Source organism: Sphingobium sp. KCTC 72723 (genome assembly GCF_014280435.1).
Classification (GTDB): domain Bacteria; phylum Pseudomonadota; class Alphaproteobacteria; order Sphingomonadales; family Sphingomonadaceae; genus Sphingobium.
The window spans coordinates 1700542-1720004 of sequence record NZ_CP060388.1 but is presented as its reverse complement, the minus strand read 5'-3'; the positions used below and the strand labels follow the sequence as shown (position 1 = coordinate 1720004).

Annotated in this window: 16 protein-coding genes and 1 tRNA gene; 6 read left to right on the top strand and 11 right to left on the bottom strand. The window is 64.8% G+C overall.

The genetic code is table 11. The features are described 5' to 3' along the window. Positions 1-25: 25 nt before the first annotated feature. Together SPBM01_RS08570 and lpdA are read left to right on the top strand one after the other, a co-directional pair. Positions 26-289 (top strand): GIY-YIG nuclease family protein, encoded by a 264-nt coding sequence (locus tag SPBM01_RS08570; protein ID WP_188065073.1) that lies wholly within the window; start codon positions 26-28, stop codon positions 287-289. A 50-nt stretch (positions 290-339) separates the two neighbouring features. Beyond that, entirely contained in the window at positions 340-1740 is a 1401-nt protein-coding gene (lpdA, locus tag SPBM01_RS08565) for a dihydrolipoyl dehydrogenase (RefSeq protein ID WP_188065071.1), read from the top strand. Between the two features lie 79 nt (positions 1741-1819). Here the strand turns inward: lpdA and SPBM01_RS08560 are convergent, their stop codons facing one another. Together SPBM01_RS08560 and SPBM01_RS08555 are read right to left on the bottom strand one after the other, a co-directional pair. Continuing rightward, a complete protein-coding gene (locus SPBM01_RS08560) occupies positions 1820-2581 on the bottom strand; it encodes an enoyl-CoA hydratase/isomerase family protein (RefSeq protein WP_188065069.1) in 762 nt (253 codons plus the stop codon). Beyond that, positions 2578-3246: an HAD-IA family hydrolase gene (locus SPBM01_RS08555; protein WP_188065067.1), complete on the bottom strand. Its 669-nt coding sequence runs from the start codon at positions 3244-3246 to the stop codon at positions 2578-2580. The genes SPBM01_RS08560 and SPBM01_RS08555 overlap by 4 nt, the downstream gene beginning before the upstream one ends. A gap of 159 nt (positions 3247-3405) precedes the next feature. Here SPBM01_RS08555 and glmU point away from each other — a divergent pair, with 159 nt between their 5' ends. Continuing rightward, complete coding sequence (glmU, locus tag SPBM01_RS08550; RefSeq protein ID WP_410483051.1) at positions 3406-4698, top strand: bifunctional UDP-N-acetylglucosamine diphosphorylase/glucosamine-1-phosphate N-acetyltransferase GlmU; 1293 nt, start codon at positions 3406-3408, stop codon at positions 4696-4698. A gap of 169 nt (positions 4699-4867) precedes the next feature. Here the strand turns inward: glmU and SPBM01_RS08545 are convergent, their stop codons facing one another. From SPBM01_RS08545 to SPBM01_RS08525, 5 genes are all read right to left on the bottom strand, one after another. Beyond that, positions 4868-6091 carry a dihydroorotase gene (locus tag SPBM01_RS08545; RefSeq protein WP_188065065.1) on the bottom strand — a complete coding sequence of 408 codons (1224 nt, stop codon included), beginning with the start codon at positions 6089-6091 and terminating at the stop codon, positions 4868-4870. Between the two features lie 43 nt (positions 6092-6134). Further along, complete coding sequence (locus SPBM01_RS08540) at positions 6135-7121, bottom strand: aspartate carbamoyltransferase catalytic subunit (RefSeq protein ID WP_410483050.1); 987 nt, start codon at positions 7119-7121, stop codon at positions 6135-6137. A 51-nt stretch (positions 7122-7172) separates the two neighbouring features. After that, complete coding sequence (locus SPBM01_RS08535; RefSeq protein WP_188065061.1) at positions 7173-8783, bottom strand: phytoene desaturase family protein; 1611 nt, start codon at positions 8781-8783, stop codon at positions 7173-7175. Further along, entirely contained in the window at positions 8780-9940 is a 1161-nt protein-coding gene (locus tag SPBM01_RS08530) for an aromatic ring-hydroxylating oxygenase subunit alpha (RefSeq protein WP_410483049.1), read from the bottom strand. The genes SPBM01_RS08535 and SPBM01_RS08530 overlap by 4 nt, the downstream gene beginning before the upstream one ends. A gap of 123 nt (positions 9941-10063) precedes the next feature. Beyond that, on the bottom strand, positions 10064-11044 hold the full coding sequence (locus SPBM01_RS08525; protein WP_188065057.1) for a bile acid:sodium symporter family protein: 981 nt from the start codon (positions 11042-11044) through the stop codon (positions 10064-10066). Positions 11045-11146: 102 nt separating this feature from the next. Here SPBM01_RS08525 and SPBM01_RS08520 point away from each other — a divergent pair, with 102 nt between their 5' ends. Then, positions 11147-11905 carry an enoyl-CoA hydratase-related protein gene (locus SPBM01_RS08520; RefSeq protein WP_188065055.1) on the top strand — a complete coding sequence of 253 codons (759 nt, stop codon included), beginning with the start codon at positions 11147-11149 and terminating at the stop codon, positions 11903-11905. Position 11906: 1 nt separating this feature from the next. On the opposite strand, the gene SPBM01_RS08515 is transcribed toward SPBM01_RS08520, so the two are convergent. After that, positions 11907-12809, bottom strand: coding sequence for a DMT family transporter (locus tag SPBM01_RS08515; protein WP_188065054.1), 903 nt, complete (start codon positions 12807-12809; stop codon positions 11907-11909). Positions 12810-12824: 15 nt separating this feature from the next. On the opposite strand from SPBM01_RS08515, the gene SPBM01_RS08510 reads away from it, so the two are divergent. Continuing rightward, entirely contained in the window at positions 12825-13409 is a 585-nt protein-coding gene (locus tag SPBM01_RS08510; protein WP_188065052.1) for a helix-turn-helix domain-containing protein, read from the top strand. Between the two features lie 59 nt (positions 13410-13468). On the opposite strand, the gene SPBM01_RS08505 is transcribed toward SPBM01_RS08510, so the two are convergent. Then, positions 13469-13783 (bottom strand): hypothetical protein, encoded by a 315-nt coding sequence (locus SPBM01_RS08505; protein ID WP_188065050.1) that lies wholly within the window; start codon positions 13781-13783, stop codon positions 13469-13471. 70 nt (positions 13784-13853) lie between these two features. After that, positions 13854-14369, bottom strand: a complete 516-nt coding sequence (locus SPBM01_RS08500) for a MarR family winged helix-turn-helix transcriptional regulator (protein ID WP_188065048.1) — start codon at positions 14367-14369, stop codon at positions 13854-13856. A 124-nt stretch (positions 14370-14493) separates the two neighbouring features. On the opposite strand from SPBM01_RS08500, the gene SPBM01_RS08495 reads away from it, so the two are divergent. Beyond that, positions 14494-14568 (top strand) — tRNA-Gln (locus SPBM01_RS08495). Positions 14569-14678: 110 nt separating this feature from the next. On the opposite strand, the gene SPBM01_RS08490 is transcribed toward SPBM01_RS08495, so the two are convergent. Then, positions 14679-19355 carry an NAD-glutamate dehydrogenase gene (locus SPBM01_RS08490; RefSeq protein ID WP_188065046.1) on the bottom strand — a complete coding sequence of 1559 codons (4677 nt, stop codon included), beginning with the start codon at positions 19353-19355 and terminating at the stop codon, positions 14679-14681. Positions 19356-19463 lie beyond the last annotated feature (108 nt).

Here is a 19463-nt window from a genome sequence, read left to right as displayed (position 1 = left end):
AACGAAAGCGGGATATGTCTATCTGATGGCCAGCAGGCGCAACGGCACCCTTTATCTGGGTGTGACGAGCGACTTGCTGGCCAGGACATATCAGCATCGCAATGTGCTGATAGATGGGTTTACGAAGCAGCATGGCTGCACCATGTTGGTGTGGTTTGAAGCCTATGATGATCTGCAAGAGGCGAGACAACGCGAATTGCGGATGAAGAAATGGAAACGCGCCTGGAAGATCGAGTTGATCGAACGGGAAAATCCGCACTGGCGGGATTTGTTCGATACGCTGTTCTGACGACGCCCTGGGTTCCTGCGTTCGCAGGAACACAATGAGGAAGAAGAACCATGTCCGATTTCGATTATGACGTTCTGGTGATCGGTTCTGGTCCCGGCGGCTATGTCGCTGCGATCCGCGCGGCGCAGCTCGGCCTCAAGACCGCTTGCGCCGAAAGCCGCGAGACGCTGGGCGGCACCTGCCTCAATGTCGGTTGCATCCCGTCCAAGGCGCTGCTCCATGCGTCCGAGCTGTATGACGAAGCGGCCAATGGCACGCTGGCCAAGCTGGGCGTCAAGATCGACAAGATGAGCCTGGACCTGCCCACCATGCAGGGCCAGCGCATCGACGCGGTCAAGGGGTTGACCGGCGGCATCGAATTTCTGTTCAAGAAGAACAAGGTGACCTGGCTCAAGGGTCTGGCCAGCTTTACCGGCGCGAACACGGTGGAAGTGAATGGCGCAAAGGTGACGGCGAAGAATATCGTCATCGCCACCGGATCGTCGGTGATGCCGCTGCCCGGCGTGGATGTGGACAATGCAGGCGGCCAGATCGTCGATTCGACTGGCGCGCTGGAACTGACCAAGGTGCCTGACCATCTGGTCGTCGTCGGTGGCGGCGTGATCGGGCTGGAACTGGGCAGCGTGTGGAAGCGCCTGGGTGCCAAGGTCACGGTCGTGGAATATCTCGACCAGATCCTGCCCGGCATGGACGGCGAAGTCCGCAAGGAAGCCAACAAGATCTTCAAGAAGCAGGGCTTTGAATATAAGCTCAGCACGAAGGTCACTGGCGCGAAGGCGGGCAAGAAGGGCGTGACGCTGACGGTCGAACCGGCCGCTGGCGGTGCGTCGGAAACGATCGAGGCGGACGTGGTTCTTGTCTCCATCGGTCGTCGCGCCAATACTCAAGGCCTTGGCCTCGACAAGATCGGGCTGGACGTGAACGTGCGTGGCCAGATCGAAACCGATCATGAGTTCGGCACGAAGGTTCCGGGCGTCTGGGCGATCGGCGACGTGATCCCCGGCCCGATGCTGGCGCACAAGGCCGAGGATGAAGGCATTGCCGTGGCGGAAAATATCGCGGGCCTGACCGGCATCGTGAATCATGACCTGATCCCCGGCGTCGTTTACACCAAGCCCGAAATCGCAGGCGTGGGCCTGACCGAGGAAGCGGCGAAGGAACGCGGCGCGATCAAGGTCGGCAAATTCCCGATGATGGCCAACAGCCGCGCCAAGACCAACCATGAGCCGGACGGCTTCGTAAAGATCATCGCCGACGCCGAAACCGACAAGGTGCTGGGCGTGTGGATCATCGCCGTGCCAGCCGGCACGATGATCGCGCAGGCGGCGCAGGCCATGGAATTCGGCGCGTCGAGCGAGGACATCGCCTACACCTGCCACGCGCATCCCACGCATAGCGAAGCGATCAAGGAAGCGGCGATGGCCGTGACGGGCAAGCCGATCCATATGTGATCGGCGCGACGCAGCATCAGATAAGGGAAAGGCCTCCGTGCGAACGGGGGTCTTTTTCTGTTGGCGGGCGTGGTCCCGATCAGAACACGGGGCGTCGCTTGTCCCTAAACGCCGCCACGCCTTCGGCGAAATCGGGTAGCGTGAAAGCGTCGCGGAACATGGCCAGCGTTTCGGTGTCATCGTCGGGCTGACCGTCGAGGATGCGGCGGATGATGGCTTTGGACGATCGGATGCTGTGTTGCGCGTTGGCGGCGATGGTCTGCGCCAGTGTTTCTGCCGCCGTCATCGGATCGTCGGCAATTTCGTCCACCAGGCCGATCGCCAGCGCGTCCTGCGCGCCGTGGAGCGCGCCGGTGAACAGGATCCGCTTCGCCCGCGCCGGGCCGACCAGATCGACCAGCAGTTTGGTATCGAACAGCGAATAGACGATGCCGAGTTTTGCCGGCGTAATGCCCAGCCGCGCGCCGGGCGCGGCGATGCGCAGGTCGCAGGCGATGGCGAGGCCGCATCCGCCGCCGACGCAATCGCCCTCGATTGCGGCGATTGCCGGCTTGGCGGCATGGGCGAGCGCATATTGGCTGGCGCGGATCGCAGCCTGATTGGCGACGCGCCAGTCCGCGTCGCCCGAACATCGGGCAAATTCGCCAATGTCCGCCCCGGCGCAGAACATGGCGGGCGCGGCGGAACCCAGGATCAGCACGCGCACGCTGTCGTCCGCCATCGCATCGTCCACCAGCGCGGGGAGCATTTCCCACATCGCCTGCGTCATCGCGTTGCGCCGTTCGGGTCGGTCGATCAGCAGCCGGGCGATCGCGCCGTTCTTTTCCAGCCGCACTGTCATGTCGGCCAGCCCGCCAGCAATGGCAGCAGTTCGTCGAAATGGTCGATCACCGCGTCTGCCGCCAGATCCTCCACCGGGCCGTCAAGGAAGCCGAAGCTGCACGCGATGCTGGGGATGCCCGCATTGCGCGCGCCCGCTATGTCGTTGATGGTGTCGCCGATGAAGATCGTGCGGCCGCCGCCTGCGCGCGCGATCATGGCGTGGATCGGCGCGGGGTCGGGCTTGGCGATGCCCACCGTGTCGCCGCCGACGATAGCGGCGAACCGATCCGACAGGCCGATCTGCTGCATCAGCGGAATGGCGAAGCGCTCCGCCTTATTGGTGCAGATGGCCAGTTTGACGCCCGCCGCCGCCAGCGCGTCCATCGCGGCGATCAGGCCGGGATAGGGCAGCGAGTGGAGCGCCAGATTTTGGCTGTAATAGTCGAGCAGCACCGGCAGCAATTGGGCCAGCAGCGCGTCGTCGCGCACGTCCGACGCATCGAGCGCCTGTTGCAGCATGATCCGCGCGCCTTTGCCCACGAAGGGCTTGATCGCGGCGACGGGGAAGGGGGCCAGGCCGACGGTGCCAATGGCATGGTTGACGGCGGCGGCCAGATCGCCACTCGTGTCGATCAGCGTGCCGTCGAGGTCGAAACCGACGATATCAAAAGGAATATGGGCCATGGCCGCGCCATGCCGCGTGGGCGGTGGCAAAAGCAAGTCAAACATGGCAAAGCCCCATCATCCCGGCCATTCCACCCGGCCATTCCACAAGGAATCCCTATCGTGACCGTCAGCCGTCCTCTTGCCGTCATCATCCTTGCTGCGGGTCAGGGGACGCGCATGAAATCGGGGTTGCACAAGGTGCTGCACCCGGTCGCCGGGCGGCCGATGCTGTTGCACCTGCTCGCCAGCATCGGCGAACTGGCGCCGGAGCGGCAGGTGGTGGTGGTCGGCGCGGGGCGCGATCAGGTGGAAGGGGCCGTCGCTGCCACCGGCGCGGTCATTGCGGTGCAGGACAGGCAACTTGGCACGGGTCATGCGGTGGCTCAGGCGCATGATGCGCTGGCGGGGTTCGCGGGCGACGTGCTGATCCTTTATGGCGATGTGCCGTTGGTGCGCGCCGAAACGATGCGGGCGATGCTCGACCGGCTCAATCGGGGGGATGATCCGCGCGCGGTGGTGCTGGGCTTTCGCCCCGATGATGCCGCTGCCTATGGCCGGATCATCGCCGACGGGCAGGGGATGATCGAGCGCATGGTCGAATATAAGGATGCCAGCGAGGCGGAGCGCGCTGTTACCCTGTGCAACAGCGGGTTGATGGCAGTGCGATCGACCGACCTGTTCGTGCTGCTGGACCAGATCGGCAACGACAATGCAGCGAGCGAATATTATCTGCCCGACATCATCATGCTGCCCGGCGGGGTGAGCGCGGTGATCGAAACCGAGGCGTGGGAAGTGGCAGGCGTCAACAGCCGCATCGAACTGGCAGGCGTAGAGGCGATGTGGCAGGCGCGGCGGCGAATGGAAGCGATGCGCGACGGCGTGACGCTGATCGCGCCAGACACGGTGTTTTTCAGCCATGATACGCAGTTGGCCCGCGACGTGGTGGTCGAACCCCATGTCGTGTTCGGTCCCGGCGTCATCGTGGCGCAGGACGTGACGATCCACGCTTTTTCCCATCTGGAAGGAGCAAGCGTGGAAAGCGGGGCGGCGATCGGTCCCTATGCGCGGTTGCGCCCTGGCGCGCAGATCGGTGCAAAGGCCAAGGTCGGCAATTTCGTTGAGATCAAGAAAGCGACGCTGGGCGAAGGGGCGAAGGTCAACCACCTGTCCTATATCGGCGACGCCAGCATCGGCGCGGCGGCCAATATCGGCGCGGGGACGATCACCTGCAACTATGACGGATACTTCAAATATCGCACGGAAATCGGCGCGGGGGCATTTGTCGGTTCCAACAGCGCGCTGGTGGCACCGGCGAGCATCGGCGCGGGCGCGATCGTAGCGGCGGGTAGCGTGGTGACGCGCCCGGTGGCGGCTGATGCGCTGTGTCTGGTGCGGCCGGAACAGGTGGAGAAGCTGGGTTGGGCAGCGGCTTTTCGAGCGCGGATGACAGCGCGGAAGGCGGCGCGCTGATCTTAAAAGGGCTGAGAGTGAGAACTTGCGCTTCCTCCCCTTGTAGAAGAGGTGGCTGGCCGCAGGCCAGACGGAGGGGTGCCATGCTCACGATAGGGCAACACCCCTCCGTCATCGCTACGCGCTGACACCTCCCCTGCAAGGGGAGGATGGGAGTATCTGCTGCAACCTAAAGGAATGCGCCGCCCTTCATGATCCGCCTTGCGCGGCCTTGTACCGGCACGCGGTCGAAGGGGGTGTTGCCTGCGGACGCGGCCATCTTGGCGGAATCCACGATCCATGGCGCATCGGGATCGACGAAGATGAGGTCGGCGGCGCTGCCCGGCGCAAAGCTGCCTGCGTTGACGCCCAATATGCGCGCGGGATTGGCGCTGAGCAGGGTCATCAGGCGATTGAGGCTGACATGGCCATCGCGCACCAGATTGAGCGAGAGCGCCAGCAGCGTTTCCGCGCCCGCCATGCCCGGCGAAGCATCGGCGAAGGGTAGGCGCTTATCCTCCGGCCCGCGCGGGTCGTGGCTGGATGTGATGACATCGACCGTGCCGTCCGCGACGGCCGCGATGCTGGCCTTGCGGTCATCCTCCGACCGCAGGGGAGGGGACAGGCGGGCGAAGGTGCGGAAATTGGTGACGGCATTGTCGGCCAGGAACAGATAGGCGGGGCTGATCCCGCAACTGACCCGCAATCCTTCCGCCTTGGCCGCGCGGATATGAGCGAAGCCTGCCGCCGTCGTCACCAGCCGGAAATGGATCGCCGCGCCGGTTTCGCGCGCGAGCATGATGTCGCGGGCGATGGCCATCGCTTCGGCGCAGGCGGGGGCGTGGGGCAGGCCCAGCCGGGTCGCGGTTTCGCCGCTGGTGGCGACGGCCTTGCCCGCCAGTCCGCTATCTTCGGCATGGGCAATGACCGTCAGGCCCAGCCCGGCGGCATAGGACAGCACGCGCAGCATCACGCCGGAATCCGCGATCCATTGCCGCCCGGTGCCGACAGCCTTTGCGCCTGCCGCCTGCATCATGCCGATTTCGGCCAGTTCCGCGCCTTTCAGGCCGCGTGTCGCCGCCGCGATCGGGTGGACCCAGAAGTCGGGCTTGCCTGCGCGGGTCGCCTGGCGGATCAGCGCGGCGTCATCCAGCAGGGAGGATTGATCGGGCATCAGCGCGGCGCGGGTGATGCCGCCGAAATGAAAGGCGGGCTTGTCGGTGGCGAATACGCCCAGGTCGATGAGACCGGGGGCGACGACCAGTCCCTGCGCATCGATCCGTTCCGCGTCGCCCGGCACGGCTATGTCGCCCGCCGCGACGATCCGGTCGCCTTCGATCAGGATGGTGCCGGGCTGCACGCTGTCTGCCGCCGGATCGGCAAGGCGGCCGTTGACGATAGCGATGGTGGTCATGGGCGGTGCATCCACATTGAAACGAGCGAAAGATTGTTCACCATCACGCCCATCCCTCCACACCGCGCGCGCCGCGCGTCAGCACGTCGAGGCAGGCCATGCGGATGGCGACGCCCATTTCCACTTGTTCGGTGATGGCGGAGCGAGCGGGATCGTCTGCCACCACACTGCTGATTTCCACGCCCCGGTTCATGGGGCCGGGGTGCATCACCAGCGCGTCGGGCTTGGCCAGCGCCAGCCGTTCGGGCGTCAGGCCATAGAGCATATGATATTCGCGTGCCGAGGGGATGAATGCGCCGTCCATCCGCTCATTTTGAAGCCGCAGCATCATGACGACGTCCGCGCCATCCAGCCCTTCGTTCATGCGGGTGAAGGGAGTCGCGCCCAGCATTTCGACTTCTGGCGGCATCAGCGTGGGCGGGGCGACGGCGCGCACCTGCGCGCCCAACGCGGCGAGGCACAGCATGTTGGAGCGGGCGACCCGGCTGTGCAACACATCGCCGCAGATCGCCACGATCAGCCCTTCGAAACTGCCCTTGCGCCGCCGGATGGTCAGCGCGTCGAGCAAGGCTTGGGTGGGATGTTGGTGCCAGCCATCGCCCGCGTTCAGCACCGGGCAGTCCACCTTGTCCGCGATCAGCGCGACGGCACCGGAACTGGCGTGGCGGATGACGATGACGTCGGCGGCCATGGCGTTCAGCGTCATGGCCGTGTCGATCAGCGTTTCGCCCTTCTTCACGCTCGATTGGCCAGCGTGCATGTTGACCACGTCCGCGCCCAGTCGCTTGCCGGCAATTTCGAAAGACAGCAGCGTGCGGGTGCTGTTTTCGAAGAAAGCGTTGATCTGGGTCATGCCGGCCAGCCGGTCGTCATGCTTGCGCGCGCCGCTGCGGTTGGAGCGCGCCCAATGTTCCGCCTCATCCAGCAGGAAGCGGATTTCCCAGGGTTTGAGGTCCGCGATGGACAGCAGATGCCGGTGCGGAAACAACGCCCGACCCGTCAGGTCAGGCGTGTGGTCGGGAATGAGCATGTCGGGCATGAACCGACCCTTTAAGCGAGGGCGGGGCGTTGGGCAAGCGGATCACTTGCGCCGCCACAACCGCCCCGGCAATGCCCCGTCGCGCAATATTTCGCGCGCGGCATTATGCCCCGGTGCGCCGGTCACGCCGCCGCCCGGATGGGTGCCAGCGCCGCACATATACAGCCCCTTCACTGGCCCGCGATAGGCGCCATGGCCCAGCACCGGGCGCGCGGCCCAAATCTGGTCCAGCGACAGGTGGCCGTGCATGATGTCACCACCGATCAGCCCGAATTTGCGTTCCAGGTCGAGGGGCGAATGAATCTGCCGCGCGATCACCGATTTGGTGAAGCCGGGGGCGTGGCGTTCGACCGTGGCGATGATGCAGTCGGCCGCTGCTTCCCGTTCGTCATCCCAGTTGCGCCCGTTTGGCAGGACAGGCGCGAATTGCTGGCAGAACAGGCTGGCGACATGGCATCCGGCAGGCGCAAGCGAGTGGTCGATGGTGGACGGGATCAGCATTTCCACGATCGGTTCGCGCGACCAGCCATCGCGCTTTGCGTCCATGAAGGCGCGGTCCATATAGTCGAGCGTGGGGGCAAGGATGATGCCCGATTGATGATGTTCGCCAACACCGGGCAGGCAGGTGAAGTCGGGCAGGGCGGACAGCGCGACATTCATGCGGAAGGTGCCGGATCCAGCCTTGAAGCCCTTGATACGTCGGGAAAAATCGGCGGGCAGGTCGGCGGGGGCGATCATCTGTTCGTAGAGCAGCTTTGGCCCGACATTGGCGATCACCGCGCCGCCCATGACTTCCTCGCCGCTTTCCAGTCGCACGCCCATGGCGCGCCCAGCGTCGATCAGTACGGTTTCGACGGGGGCTTCCAGGCTGATTTCCACGCCCATGGCAGTCACGACCTGCGCCATGATCTGGGTGATTGCGCCCATGCCGCCGACGGCATGGCCCCATGCGCCCTTCTTGCCATTCACTTCGCCAAAGACATGGTGCAGCAGCACATAGGCGCTGCCCGGCGTGTCGGGCGAGGCATAGTTGCCGACCACCGCATCGAAGCCGAACGCGGCTTTCACCGCGTCGCTTTCAAACCAGCCATCCAGAAAGTCGCGTGCCGATTTGGTGAAAAGGTCCAGTATGTCGCGCTGCTGTTCCAGCGTCAGCTTCGTAATGCTGCGCCCCTGTTTGATCAGATCGACCAGCATCGACAGCCCGTCGCCGACATTGGGCGGGCTTTTCAGCACCAGGTCGCGCAGCATGTCGGCCACCACGTCCAGCGCTTCATAATAAGCGGGCAGGGCAGCGGCGTCCTTGGCGCTGAACCGGGCAAATTCCGCCTGTGTCCGGGCGATGCTGCCGCCCAGCTTGAGATAGCCACCATCGGGTTGCGGCAGGAAATTGCTGATCGGCCGTTCGATCACGCGATAGCCATGGTCGACCAGCTTCATGTCGCGGATGACTTTGGGATTCAGCAGGCTGACGGTGTAGCTGGCGGTCGAATTGCGGAAGCCGGGGTGAAATTCCTCCGTCACCGCCGCGCCGCCGACAACCGCGCGGCGCTCCAATATGCGCACCTTGTAGCCTGCCCGCGCGAGGTAGAAGGCGCAGACCAGCCCGTTATGCCCGCCGCCGATGATGACGGCATCATAGGATGTGGTCATGCGTCTTTACTCCACCCCGGCACCGGCGCGCGATGCAGCCGGGCCTGCGGGATGACGCGCCGAATCCGCCCGCAAAAATGGCGCAGCGCGACTTCGGCTTCGCTGAGCGGCCCCACGGTGAAGCTGTCCGATGCCATGCCCGCCTGCACTCGTGCGACCAGCGCCGTATCCTCGACATTGACCTGCCGGTTGATGCGCCAGTTGAGGTAGCGTGTGGCCTGCATTTCCCGCCGGTCATCGGGGATGGCATAGCTGATTTCGCGGATCATGGTCTGGGTTGGCGACACGGGCATCCATGCCATGAAATCGACCTGGTCGGGATAGATGTCGAACGCGAAATTGGGCCACAGCTTGATATAGGTCCACAGCCTTTGGCGGTCGGGGGGCAAATGCGGCACGGCGGGCAGGAAATGCTGATAGGCGCGTTCGGACAGGTTGGTCGATGGCCGGTCGATTATCGGTCCCCGCATAAGGTCGGCATGGGCGCTGGCCTCCACGCCATAGCCATCGCCCATCAACCGTTTAAGGCCGGGATGCGCGACGGCGATGTGCAGGCCGTCGGAATAATTGTCGCCGATATTCTTCCAGTTGACGGCGCGCGGGCGCAGCGTCACCCGGCCCAGCGCGCGCAGGTCGGCAAAGCGGTAGGATGCGATGGTGTCCAGATACGGGGCCATCATCTGCGCCACCGATGGCCCTCCATCATCGACCAGCCGGATGAACAGGAAGCCGTGGAAGGATTCGACCTCCACCGGGGTCAGGCCGTGGTTGGCCATATCCATTGCGCCATAGCCCGCCTTCATCGGCACGCCGGTCAGCCGCCCGTCATTTTCATAGGTCCAGCCATGATAGGGACAGACGAGCTTCTTCGCGCAGCCAGCCATGTCATCGACGATCCGCGCGCCGCGATGGCGGCACACATTGGTGAAGGCGCGGACCACCCCGTCCTCACCCCGGATGACGATGATGGATTCACCGACATGGACAATAGTGTGATAGTCGCCCGGCTGGGCCAAGTCGCTGTCATGACAGGCGATTTGCCAGGCGGGGCGGAAGATGCGCGCCACTTCGGCAGCGTAAAATTCGGGGTCGCTATAGGTCCAGGCGGGCAGGCTCCATGCCGCATCGGGGTCTGCCCCGTTTCGCCCTTCCTCGATCACGCCCCCGTCCTCCAGTTATACGGGCGTATAACTATATGGCGACAATGTCCATAAATGCTTTGCGGGGCGAGGCGGGACCATGGCTATGGCGCCCGGCCCGGCATGTCGGGCGATACCGGGTCAGCCATGGGTTTCGTCGGCCAGTTGCGCGCCATAGCGCCGGGCCAATAGCGCGCAGGCCATCAACTGGATCTGATGGAACAGCATGACCGGCAGCAGGATCGGCCCGACCATGGCGGCGGGGAACAGCAGGCCCGCCATCGGCACGCCGGTCGCCAGGCTTTTCTTCGACCCGCAAAATTGCAGCACGATGGCGTCCTCCCGCGACAGCCCGATCATCCGGCCCAGACCCCAGGTGGCGATCAGCACGACGGCCAGCAGCAGGCTGCACGCCACCGCCAGCACTGCCATTTCGCCTGCCGACACGCTTTGCCACAGCCCTTCGACCACCGCCGCGCTGAAGGCGGCATAGACCACCAGCAGGATGGAACCCCGGTCGACGCGCCCGATCATGGCCTTGTGCCGCGCGACGAAGGCACCGATCAGGGGCCGGGCCAGATGCCCGACGATGAAGGGCAGCAGCAATTGTAGCATGATCTTTTCAATGGCATCGAAGGAAATCAGGCCGCCGCCGCTCCCCGGCATGGGCATCAGCAGCGCGACCAGCAAGGGCGTGAGGACAATGCCCAGCAGGTTGGAGGCCGACGCGCTGACCACGGCCGCTGCGACATTGCCCCGCGCGATGGCGGTAAAGGCAATGGAGGATTGCACGGTCGATGGCAGCAGCGTCAGGAACAGCAAACCGGCGCGCATTGTGTCGGGGATTGCGCCGATCCACTGGCTGGCGACGCCGATGAGCGGGAACAGCGCATAAGTGGACGCCAGCACCGCGATATGCAGTTTCCACGCCTTCGCCCCGGTCCAGATCGCGTCGCGCGATAATTTGGCACCATGCAGGAAAAAAAGCAGGACGATGCCCGCATCCGCCGCCCAGTCCGCAATTCGCGCGGCTTCACCCCGCGCGGGGAAGAAGGACGCTAGAGCAACCGTGCCGATCAGCAGCAACAGGAAGGGGTCGAGGGCTAGGCGCAGTCGGTTCATCACGGGCTTTGGCTTGGGTGGCACGGTGGCGCAGGGGATAGACGCGGCGCGCGCCTTGCGCCAACTCTTTTACGGTCAGCAAAAGCCAAAGGAGAGTCGCGCATGAGCGAGCCTATCGCCATCATCGTCGAACGGGGCGTTATGGAAATCCATATCGACCGCCCGGACAAGAAAAATGCGCTGACTGCGCCGATGTATCGGGCGATGACGGCGGCGCTGGCCGATGCGTCCGCCCGTGCTGACATTGGCGCGATATTGTTCGCGGGGCGGGGCGATGCCTTTTGCGCGGGCAACGACCTGAAGGATTTCATGGCCGGGCCGGAGGGAGGCGCTGCCGCTTTCGCCTTCATCCGCGCCATCGCTGCGTTCGACAAGCCGGTCGTGGCGGCAGTGCAGGGGCTGGCGGTCGGGGTCGGCACGACGATGCTGTTCCATTGCGACCTGATCTATGCCGCGCCTGACGCACGCTTCATCATGCCGTTCGTCAATCTGGGCATCGTGCCGGAAGCCGGGTCCAGCCTGCTCGCGCCCGCGACGCTGGGCCATGCCAAGGCGGCGGCGATGCTGTTGCTGGGGGAGCCGATGGACGCGGCGACCGCCGATCAGGCCGGGCTGGTAACGGCGATCGCTCCTGCCGACATGCTGCTGGCCCATGCCCGTGCGAAGGCGGCGGCGCTGGTGGCCAGGCCGCCACAGGCATTGGCGCTGACCCGGCGGTTGATGAAGGGCGACCCATCCGTGCTGGCCGCGCGGATCGAGGAGGAGGCGGAGCTGTTCCGCCAGACGCTGGCGTCGCCCGAGGCGCAGGAGGCGTTTACCGCCTTTTTCGAGAAACGCGCGCCGGTGTTTACGCGCGGGTAGGTCAATCCGCCTTGCGGCGGCCAAAGCGCATTTCGCTGACGATGACCGCCGCGACGATCAGCATCCCGCCCAGCAGGGCCATCGGCGGCAAGCGTTCGCCCGCGACTCGCCCGATGATCCCGGCCCAGACTGGCTCGCCCGCGTAGATCAGGGTCGCGCGGGTTGGCGACACGGTGCGCTGCGCCCAGTTCATCACCAACTGGATCAGCGCCGTCATTGCGCCAAGGCCACAGGCGGACAGGATGATGGTCCATGAAAAGGGCGGGATGGCTTCGCCCGCCGGAGCCATGCAGGCAAAGGCGAGCAGGGCAGTGACGGCCAGTTGCACCACCGTCACCCGCGCGACATTGACCGTGCCGGCCCACAGGCTGATGAAGATGATTTCCAGCGCGATCGCAACTGTGCTGATGAGAGTCAGCGTTTCGCCCCACCCCAGCATTAGCCCCTTTTCGGGCGCGGCGACCAGCAACAGGCCAAGGAAAGCGAGCGCGACGCCGATCCAGCTGGCCAGCCGGGGCCGCCTGCGCAGGATGATCCATTGCAGCACCGGCACCAGCGGCACATAGGCCGCCGTGATGAAGGCCGATGTGCTGCTGCTGATCGTTTGTAGCCCCCATGTCTGGAGCGAATAGCCGACGAAAATGCCGATGCCGATCACGATCCCTGCGCGCAGTTCATGCAGGGTCAGGCCGCGCAACACTGGCAGCGCCAGGGGCAAGGTGAGCAATGCCGCCGTCGCGAAGCGCAGCCCGACGAAGAATAGCGGTCCCGTCTCTCGCATGGCACCATGGACGATCAGGAACGTGCCGCCCCACAGGATCGTCACGCCAATCAGCGCGAGTTCGGGGCGGCCAATCATCAGGCGGCGATTGCGGGGCTTGTCGAGGGGCGCATTGTGCAACATAATGCGCAGTCTCTTATGAGCAATATATTGCACAGTCAACCTGCCGCCGACACGGATCGGCCCGATGTCCTTGCCCATGTCGCGGGCAATGTCCGCCGTTTGCGTGCCGAACGCGGGCTGAGTCAGGATGCGCTGGCGGCCCATGCCGGGGTCAGTCGCCGGATGATCGTGGGCGTGGAAAGCGGGGAGGCCAATGTCAGCCTGTCGACGCTCGACCGGCTGGCGCAGGCGCTGGACGTCAGCTTCTCGCAGATCGTGCGGCCGCCCGACATGCGCGACAATAGTCGTATCGACAGCCTTGCCTGGCGCGGCAGCGATGCGGCCAGCCGCGCGACATTGCTGGGGACGGTGCCTGCCACGCGCGAGGCAGAGTTGTGGACCTGGTCGCTTGGTTCGGGCGAACGCTATCCGGCGGAGGCAGATGCCGCCGACTGGCATGAGATGCTCTATGTGATCGAAGGCGTGCTGGTGGTCGAGCTGGACGATGGCGAGCGCGTCGTCGGCGCGGGCGATTTCCTGATCTTTACCAGCGACCGGCCCTATATCTTCACCAATCGCGGCGACGCGCCGGTGCGGTTCGTCCGTAACGTGGTGTTTTAGGGCAATGGGCCGCCCCGCGTCCTGCGGGGCGGCCCCTGTCTGCGATCAGCTGTCTGCGATCAGTCGTTCTTCAGGTCGGTGCCGGCCTTCTGAAGCGTGGTGCCGACATCCTGCTTGGCTTCCTTGGTTTCGCGCTTGGCGTCGGCTGCGGCCTCATCAGCGGCAGCGTCAACCTTGTCCGCGCCCCGGTCGATCGCCGCGCCTGCCTTGTCCAGGCCATTGTCGATCTTGTCGCCTGCCCGGTCTACCGACGTGCTGATGTCATTGCCGATGGACGATCCGGCCGCTTCGACCTTGTCCTCGGTCTTTTCGGTGCAGGCCGACAGGCCGACGATCGACAAGGCTGCAACAGCGGCCATAACGGATTTACGCATAAGACTTCCTCTTCCCCAATCGGTGGAGCCTGTTAAGCGCAGGAGCCGCGATAAAGTTTCGTCGGGCGGGCTATCCGCCGCGCAGGCCGAACACCATGGATCGGTCAGCATCGGGGATCAGCCCTTCCAGAACGCGCCAGAATCCGGTCACTGATCCCTGGCCCGCCTGCGCGTAGGCGCTTGCCATTTTTTCGCGCAGCGCACGAAACAGCTCTGCTTCCAGCGCCGCGCCCGCCGGGCTGAGCCGCAGGAGTTTCTGCCGCCGGTCGTTCGCGCCGGGGCGGGTTTCGATATAGCCGCGATCGATCAGATCGTTCAGCACGCGCCCCAGCGACTGTTTGGTGATGGCCAGCAGGCGCAGCAATTCCTTCACCGTCAGATCGGGCTGGCGCGAAATGAAGTAGAGCGCCCGATGGTGCGCCCGGCCCAGCCCCAGCGCGCCCAGCCCTTCGTCGATCGACCGGGTCAGCGCGGAATAGCCGAAATAGAGCATCTCGATCCCCCGCCTGATCTCATCCTCCCGCAGGAATAGCGGCGATGCGGGCGACATTTGGGCGGCGGTAGGGGATGAGGAGGAAGCGGACATGACCAATGAAAATCCAGCGCGATGCAAAGCGTGCATATTGGCGTCACGAAACTGTGATGACTAGGCTTTCCTTTCGCCAATCACACGCTATATGCCGATCCGCGCCGACAATGTTCGGCCCTGCTGGGGCGTCGCCAAGCGGTAAGGCAGCGGCTTTTGATGCCGCCATGCGCAGGTTCGAATCCTGCCGCCCCAGCCAGTTTCCTTACTATAACCGCGAATCACCGCTGCATTTTGGCGGATGCCCCACGGCGAACAAAAAAGGCGGAGGCATCTCTGCCCCCGCCCTTTATTATGCCTGTCCCGCGTTTACCGGCCCAGAAGCCCGCGCGCCTGCCCGGCGATTTCGGCCAGCATGGCGACATTGGGGACCGCTGCGGCCTTGGCCCGCTGCACTAGGCTGCGGAACTGGCGGATCCGTGCGCCGCGCTGGACCAGCCAGTCCTCGACACGCGCAGCTATGTCCATGTCGCTGTCTTTCGGACCCGATTGCGCCAGGAAGTCGAGCCGCACCTGCTGCATGTCGCGGGCCACGCCCGACATCAGCAGCCGTTCCCATGGATCGGTCGGTTCCATCCGCGCGGCGGCCGATTGGACCCAATCGATGCCGACTGCTTCGCCCAGATGCGTGAAGGCGCGGGTCAGCGCGATTTCGTCCACGCCCATCCGTCGGGCCAGCGCGGCAATGCCGACCGCGCCGTCCAGCTTGAACAGCCCCGCCGCACGCTGCGCCAGCGTTTCTGGCGCGCCGAGCGCCAGAAGCTGGTCGGTCACCGCATTGGTGCGCCGCTGTGCCTCGCTGGTCAGCAGGTCGTCGACCTGAGCGGCCAGCTTGCCAACGCCATCGGCCAGCAGGGCATGGCCAGCCCCCGGCAGCGTTCCTGCCGGTGCGCTGCGCAATATGTCGGCGATCTGCGCCCGCATCCCGCTGGCGATCGTGCCGAACAGCGCCAGCCGCGCCGCTTCCGACATGTCGGCTGCGTCGATATCGTCCCACAGCATGCGAATGTCGTAGAGCCGTTCGGCGATCAGGAAGGCGCTGGCCATGTCGGCGAGCGAACAGCCTTCTTCCTCCACCAGTTCGAACGGGTGGATGATGCCGAGCCGATTGACGATCCGGTTGGCGACCTTGGTAGCGATGATTTCCTTGCGCAGGGCATGGGCGGCAATCGCATCGGCTTCCTTTTCCTGCATCGCAGGGGGGAAGGCTGCCATCAATTCGCCGGTCATCGTTTCGTCAGTGGCCAGGTCGCCATGTTCGATCGCATCCTGCAACGACAGCTTGGCCGTCGACAGCAGCACGGCGAGTTCGGGCCGGGTAAAGCCCTGACCATCCTGTCCGCGCCGCAGCAACTGGTCGTTCGCCGCCAGCCCTTCGACCTGTCGGTCCAGCCGCCCGCTTTCCTCGAATGTCTCGATCAGGCGGACATAGCTGGCAAGTTCGGCTGCGCCGCCACTTTCGGCAATCGACAGGCCCAGCGCTTGCAGCCGGTTATCTTCCAGCACCAGATCGCCGACCGCATCGGTCATGCTTTCCAGCAGGGCGTTGCGCGCGTCGAACGGCAAGCGCCCTTCGGCCATTTCCTTGTTCAGCGCGATCTTGATGTTCACTTCATTATCCGAACAATCGACGCCTGCCGAATTGTCGATGAAGTCGGTATTGATCCGCCCGCCCTTCAGCGCGAAGGCAATGCGGCCCGCCTGCGTCGTGCCAAGATTGGCGCCTTCGCCGATGACCTTGACCTGCAACTGTTCGGCATTGACGCGCAGCCGGTCGTTGGCCGGATCACCGACATCGCCATGGCTTTGCGCCGCTGCCTTCACATAGGTGCCGATGCCGCCGAACCACAGCAGGTCGGCAGGCGCCTTGAGGATCGCGGAAATCAGCGCGCCCGGCTCCATCTCCGCGTCGCTCACGCCCAATATCTGCTGTATTTCAGGGGTCAGCTTGATGGATTTGAGCGCGCGCGAAAATACGCCGCCGCCCGGCGAAATCAGCGCCTTGTCATAATCTTCCCAACTGGACCGGGGCAGCGCGAACATGCGGTTGCGTTCCTCCCAGCTTGCGGCAGGATCGGGCGTGGGGTCGAAGAAGATGTGGCGATGGTCGAAGGCGGCCACCAGTTTGATCGCCTTGCTGAGCAACATCCCGTTGCCGAACACGTCGCCCGACATGTCACCACAACCCACGACGCTGACAGGCTCGCTCTGTACGTCCACGCCCATTTCGGCAAAGTGCCGTTGCACCGACAGCCATGCGCCGCGCGCGGTGATGCCCATCGCCTTATGGTCGTAACCGTTCGATCCGCCGCTGGCGAAAGCGTCGCCCAGCCAGAATTTGCGGTCGAGCGCAATGGCGTTGGCCACGTCGCTGAACGTTGCCGTCCCCTTGTCTGCGGCGACGACGAAATAGGGATCGTCGCCGTCATGGACCACCACCTTGGCCGGGTGCTTCACCTTGTCATCGACGATATTGTCGGTCACCGACAGCAGCGCGCGGATGAAGATGCGATAGCTTTCGGTCCCCTCGGCGATCCAGGCGTCCCGGTCCGCCTGCGGGTTGGGGAGTTGCTTGGGGTAGAAGCCGCCTTTTGCGCCGGTTGGCACGATGACGGCATTCTTCACGCGCTGCGCCTTCATCAGGCCCAATATTTCGGTGCGGAAATCGTCGCGCCGGTCGGACCAGCGCAGCCCGCCGCGCGCGACTGGCCCGGCGCGCAGATGGATGCCCTCGACGCGGGGAGAGTAGACCCAGATTTCGCGCCATGGCAGCGGCGCGGGCAGGCCCGGCACCTGCGCGCTGTCCAGTTTGAACGCCAGCGCTTCGGACGCAGCATCGCTGTAGAAATTGGTACGCAGCGTCGCGGCGATGACTGCCCGCAACAGGCGCAACACCCGGTCCTCGTCGATCGCGGTGACTTTCTCCAGCCCTGCGTCGATTGCTGCCTGCGCCTGCGCCACCTTGTCGTCGGCGCCATTGCGCGCGGCGGGATCGTGTAGCGCTTCGAACAGTGCCACCAGATGCGTGCCGACGTCCTGCGCCCGGCGCAGCGTCTCGGCAAAGGTCGCCATGCCATAGGCCATGCCGGTTTGGCGCAAATAGCGGAACAGCGCTCGGAACAGCACGACCGATCGCGGGGCCAGCCCGGCCGTCACGATCAGTTCGTTGAAACGGTCATTTTCGGCGCGGCCTTCCAGCACCTGAGCGACGGCTTCGGTCACCACATCGGCGCGGGCGACAACGGCCTGCGCGTCACCGCCGGCGGGCAGTTCCAGCACGAACCGCTGAATATGGCCACAGGCGCCATTGTCGATCGGGGTCGTCATTTCCTCGATCACGCGGAACCCGAAATTCTCGAACGCCGGGACGACTTCGGACAGGGCGATGGTATTGTGGCTGTAGAGTTTGAGGCGAAGCCGTTCGGCACTATCCTCCGGGTTGCGATAGATGCGGATCGCCTTGTCGCCCGGCCCGGACAGGCTGTGGATCAGGCGAATGTCGATTGCCGCTTCGGCTGGACCTGCGCCATTGCGATAGGCGAGCGGCAGGCCACCGGCATAGCGTTGCGCCAGTGCAGCGGCCCGCCCCGGTTCCTCGGTTTCGGCCAGCGCTTCCTCGACCGCAGGCACCCATCCGCGCACCATCAGCTTCAACTGACGGTCGAGCGCCGTATCGTCCGGCACCACGCCGCCATCGCGCAAATCCAGCGTGATGCGCAACAGCGCCAGCCCGCCTTCTTCCAGCGCAATCGACCAACTCAGCACCGGGCCATTAGCCGCCTGCGACAGCATGTCCTGAATGGACACCCGCCGCGCGGTCGACAATTCGTCGCGCGGCAGCCAGACGAAGGCATAGAGATGCCGGGCCAGCGCACTGGTGGCGAGAGCGAGTTTGGGCCGGGGCCGGTCGCTGAGCGACATGAACGTCAGCGCCAGCCGCTCCAGCGTTTCGCGGTCGAAGCCGATCGTGATGTCATGGGGCAAAGCCGTCAGCGCATGGGCGAGCGTCTTGCCCGCATGGCCCGCCGGATCGAAACCGAACTTGTCCATCAGGTTCGACAGTGCCGATCGCAACAATGGCACCTTTTCCGGCGTCGCCGACAGGCCCGAACTGGTCCACATGCCCGCATGGATCGACAGCGCCTTGACGTCGCGGCCTTCCCGCACCGGAATGATGATCAGGTCGAGCAGCACGAGCCGATGGATGCGCGACAGCCGGCTGGACTTGATGATCAGCGGGGTGCGCTTGCCTTCCTCGAACCAGGTGAAGGCCGCTTCCAGCGAAGCAGGCGCGATCAGCGGCTTGTCATGCCGGGTGCAAACGCCCAGCCGCGCGCTGCTGGTGCCGTCGCGGTGAATGACTTCATGGCCGGTCTGGGTGAAATGCCGCGCCAGGAACCAGCGCAGCAGCGCCGCGCCTTCCTCATCCGACACGGCGTCGGCGTCCGCCGCCATGGCCGCCTGCATCGCGGCCCAATCGACCACAGCCGTGCGCACGTCGGCCAGCGTGTCGCGCAACGCTTTTTCCAGCGCGCGGCGTGCCTTGGCATCCGCGCGGTCGGCTTCGATATAGATCATCGATTCGCGGCGCGCGCCGGGCGAATCTTCGTCCAATATCGCCGTCAGCGCGCCGTCGGCGTCGCGCGTCACCGACAGGACCGGGTGCAACAGGCGGTGAATGGTGATGTCCGACGCTGCCAGCGTGTTGGCAATCGAATCGACCAGAAAGGACATGTCGTCATTGACAAGCGCGATCCGCATATAGCGGCCATTTGCGCCTTCACCCAGCGTTTCGATGGCAATCGCGGCCTGTCCCGGCTTGCGGCCATTGGCCGTGCGGCCCAGGAAGGCGGCGGCCTGCGCCAGGGCCGCTTCGTCCAGCCCCTCTCGCTCGCCCGGCAGGGCGCCACGCTCCAGCGCAGCCTCCAGCGCTTCACGGATGAATGTATCGACTTCCTTGATCTTCGCTTCAGCCAGCGCGGTCATTCGCTTACCTCTCACAGCGGACTGATTCCGCTTTGATCTGAACGGAGGAGGCGCTGGATCGCCACCATGCGACTCCTCGGCTTGGGAGCGTCTATATGCCTTTGGCGC

Coding starts and splice junctions, on each gene's coding strand:
- SPBM01_RS08570 (WP_188065073.1), top strand. CDS start 26: ATGGCCAGCAGGCGCAACGGCACCCTTTATCTGGGTGTGACGAGCGAC.
- SPBM01_RS08515 (WP_188065054.1), bottom strand. CDS start 12,809: ATGTTGCACAATGCGCCCCTCGACAAGCCCCGCAATCGCCGCCTGATG.
- glmU (WP_410483051.1), top strand. CDS start 3,406: ATGAAATCGGGGTTGCACAAGGTGCTGCACCCGGTCGCCGGGCGGCCG.
- SPBM01_RS08540 (WP_410483050.1), bottom strand. CDS start 7,121: ATGCTCATTCCCGACCACACGCCTGACCTGACGGGTCGGGCGTTGTTT.
- SPBM01_RS08520 (WP_188065055.1), top strand. CDS start 11,147: ATGAGCGAGCCTATCGCCATCATCGTCGAACGGGGCGTTATGGAAATC.
- SPBM01_RS08535 (WP_188065061.1), bottom strand. CDS start 8,783: ATGACCACATCCTATGATGCCGTCATCATCGGCGGCGGGCATAACGGG.
- SPBM01_RS08545 (WP_188065065.1), bottom strand. CDS start 6,091: ATGACCACCATCGCTATCGTCAACGGCCGCCTTGCCGATCCGGCGGCA.
- SPBM01_RS08510 (WP_188065052.1), top strand. CDS start 12,825: ATGAGCAATATATTGCACAGTCAACCTGCCGCCGACACGGATCGGCCC.
- SPBM01_RS08490 (WP_188065046.1), bottom strand. CDS start 19,355: ATGACCGCGCTGGCTGAAGCGAAGATCAAGGAAGTCGATACATTCATC.
- SPBM01_RS08505 (WP_188065050.1), bottom strand. CDS start 13,783: ATGCGTAAATCCGTTATGGCCGCTGTTGCAGCCTTGTCGATCGTCGGC.
- SPBM01_RS08555 (WP_188065067.1), bottom strand. CDS start 3,246: ATGGCCCATATTCCTTTTGATATCGTCGGTTTCGACCTCGACGGCACG.
- SPBM01_RS08525 (WP_188065057.1), bottom strand. CDS start 11,044: ATGAACCGACTGCGCCTAGCCCTCGACCCCTTCCTGTTGCTGCTGATC.
- SPBM01_RS08500 (WP_188065048.1), bottom strand. CDS start 14,369: ATGTCCGCTTCCTCCTCATCCCCTACCGCCGCCCAAATGTCGCCCGCA.
- lpdA (WP_188065071.1), top strand. CDS start 340: ATGTCCGATTTCGATTATGACGTTCTGGTGATCGGTTCTGGTCCCGGC.
- SPBM01_RS08560 (WP_188065069.1), bottom strand. CDS start 2,581: ATGACAGTGCGGCTGGAAAAGAACGGCGCGATCGCCCGGCTGCTGATC.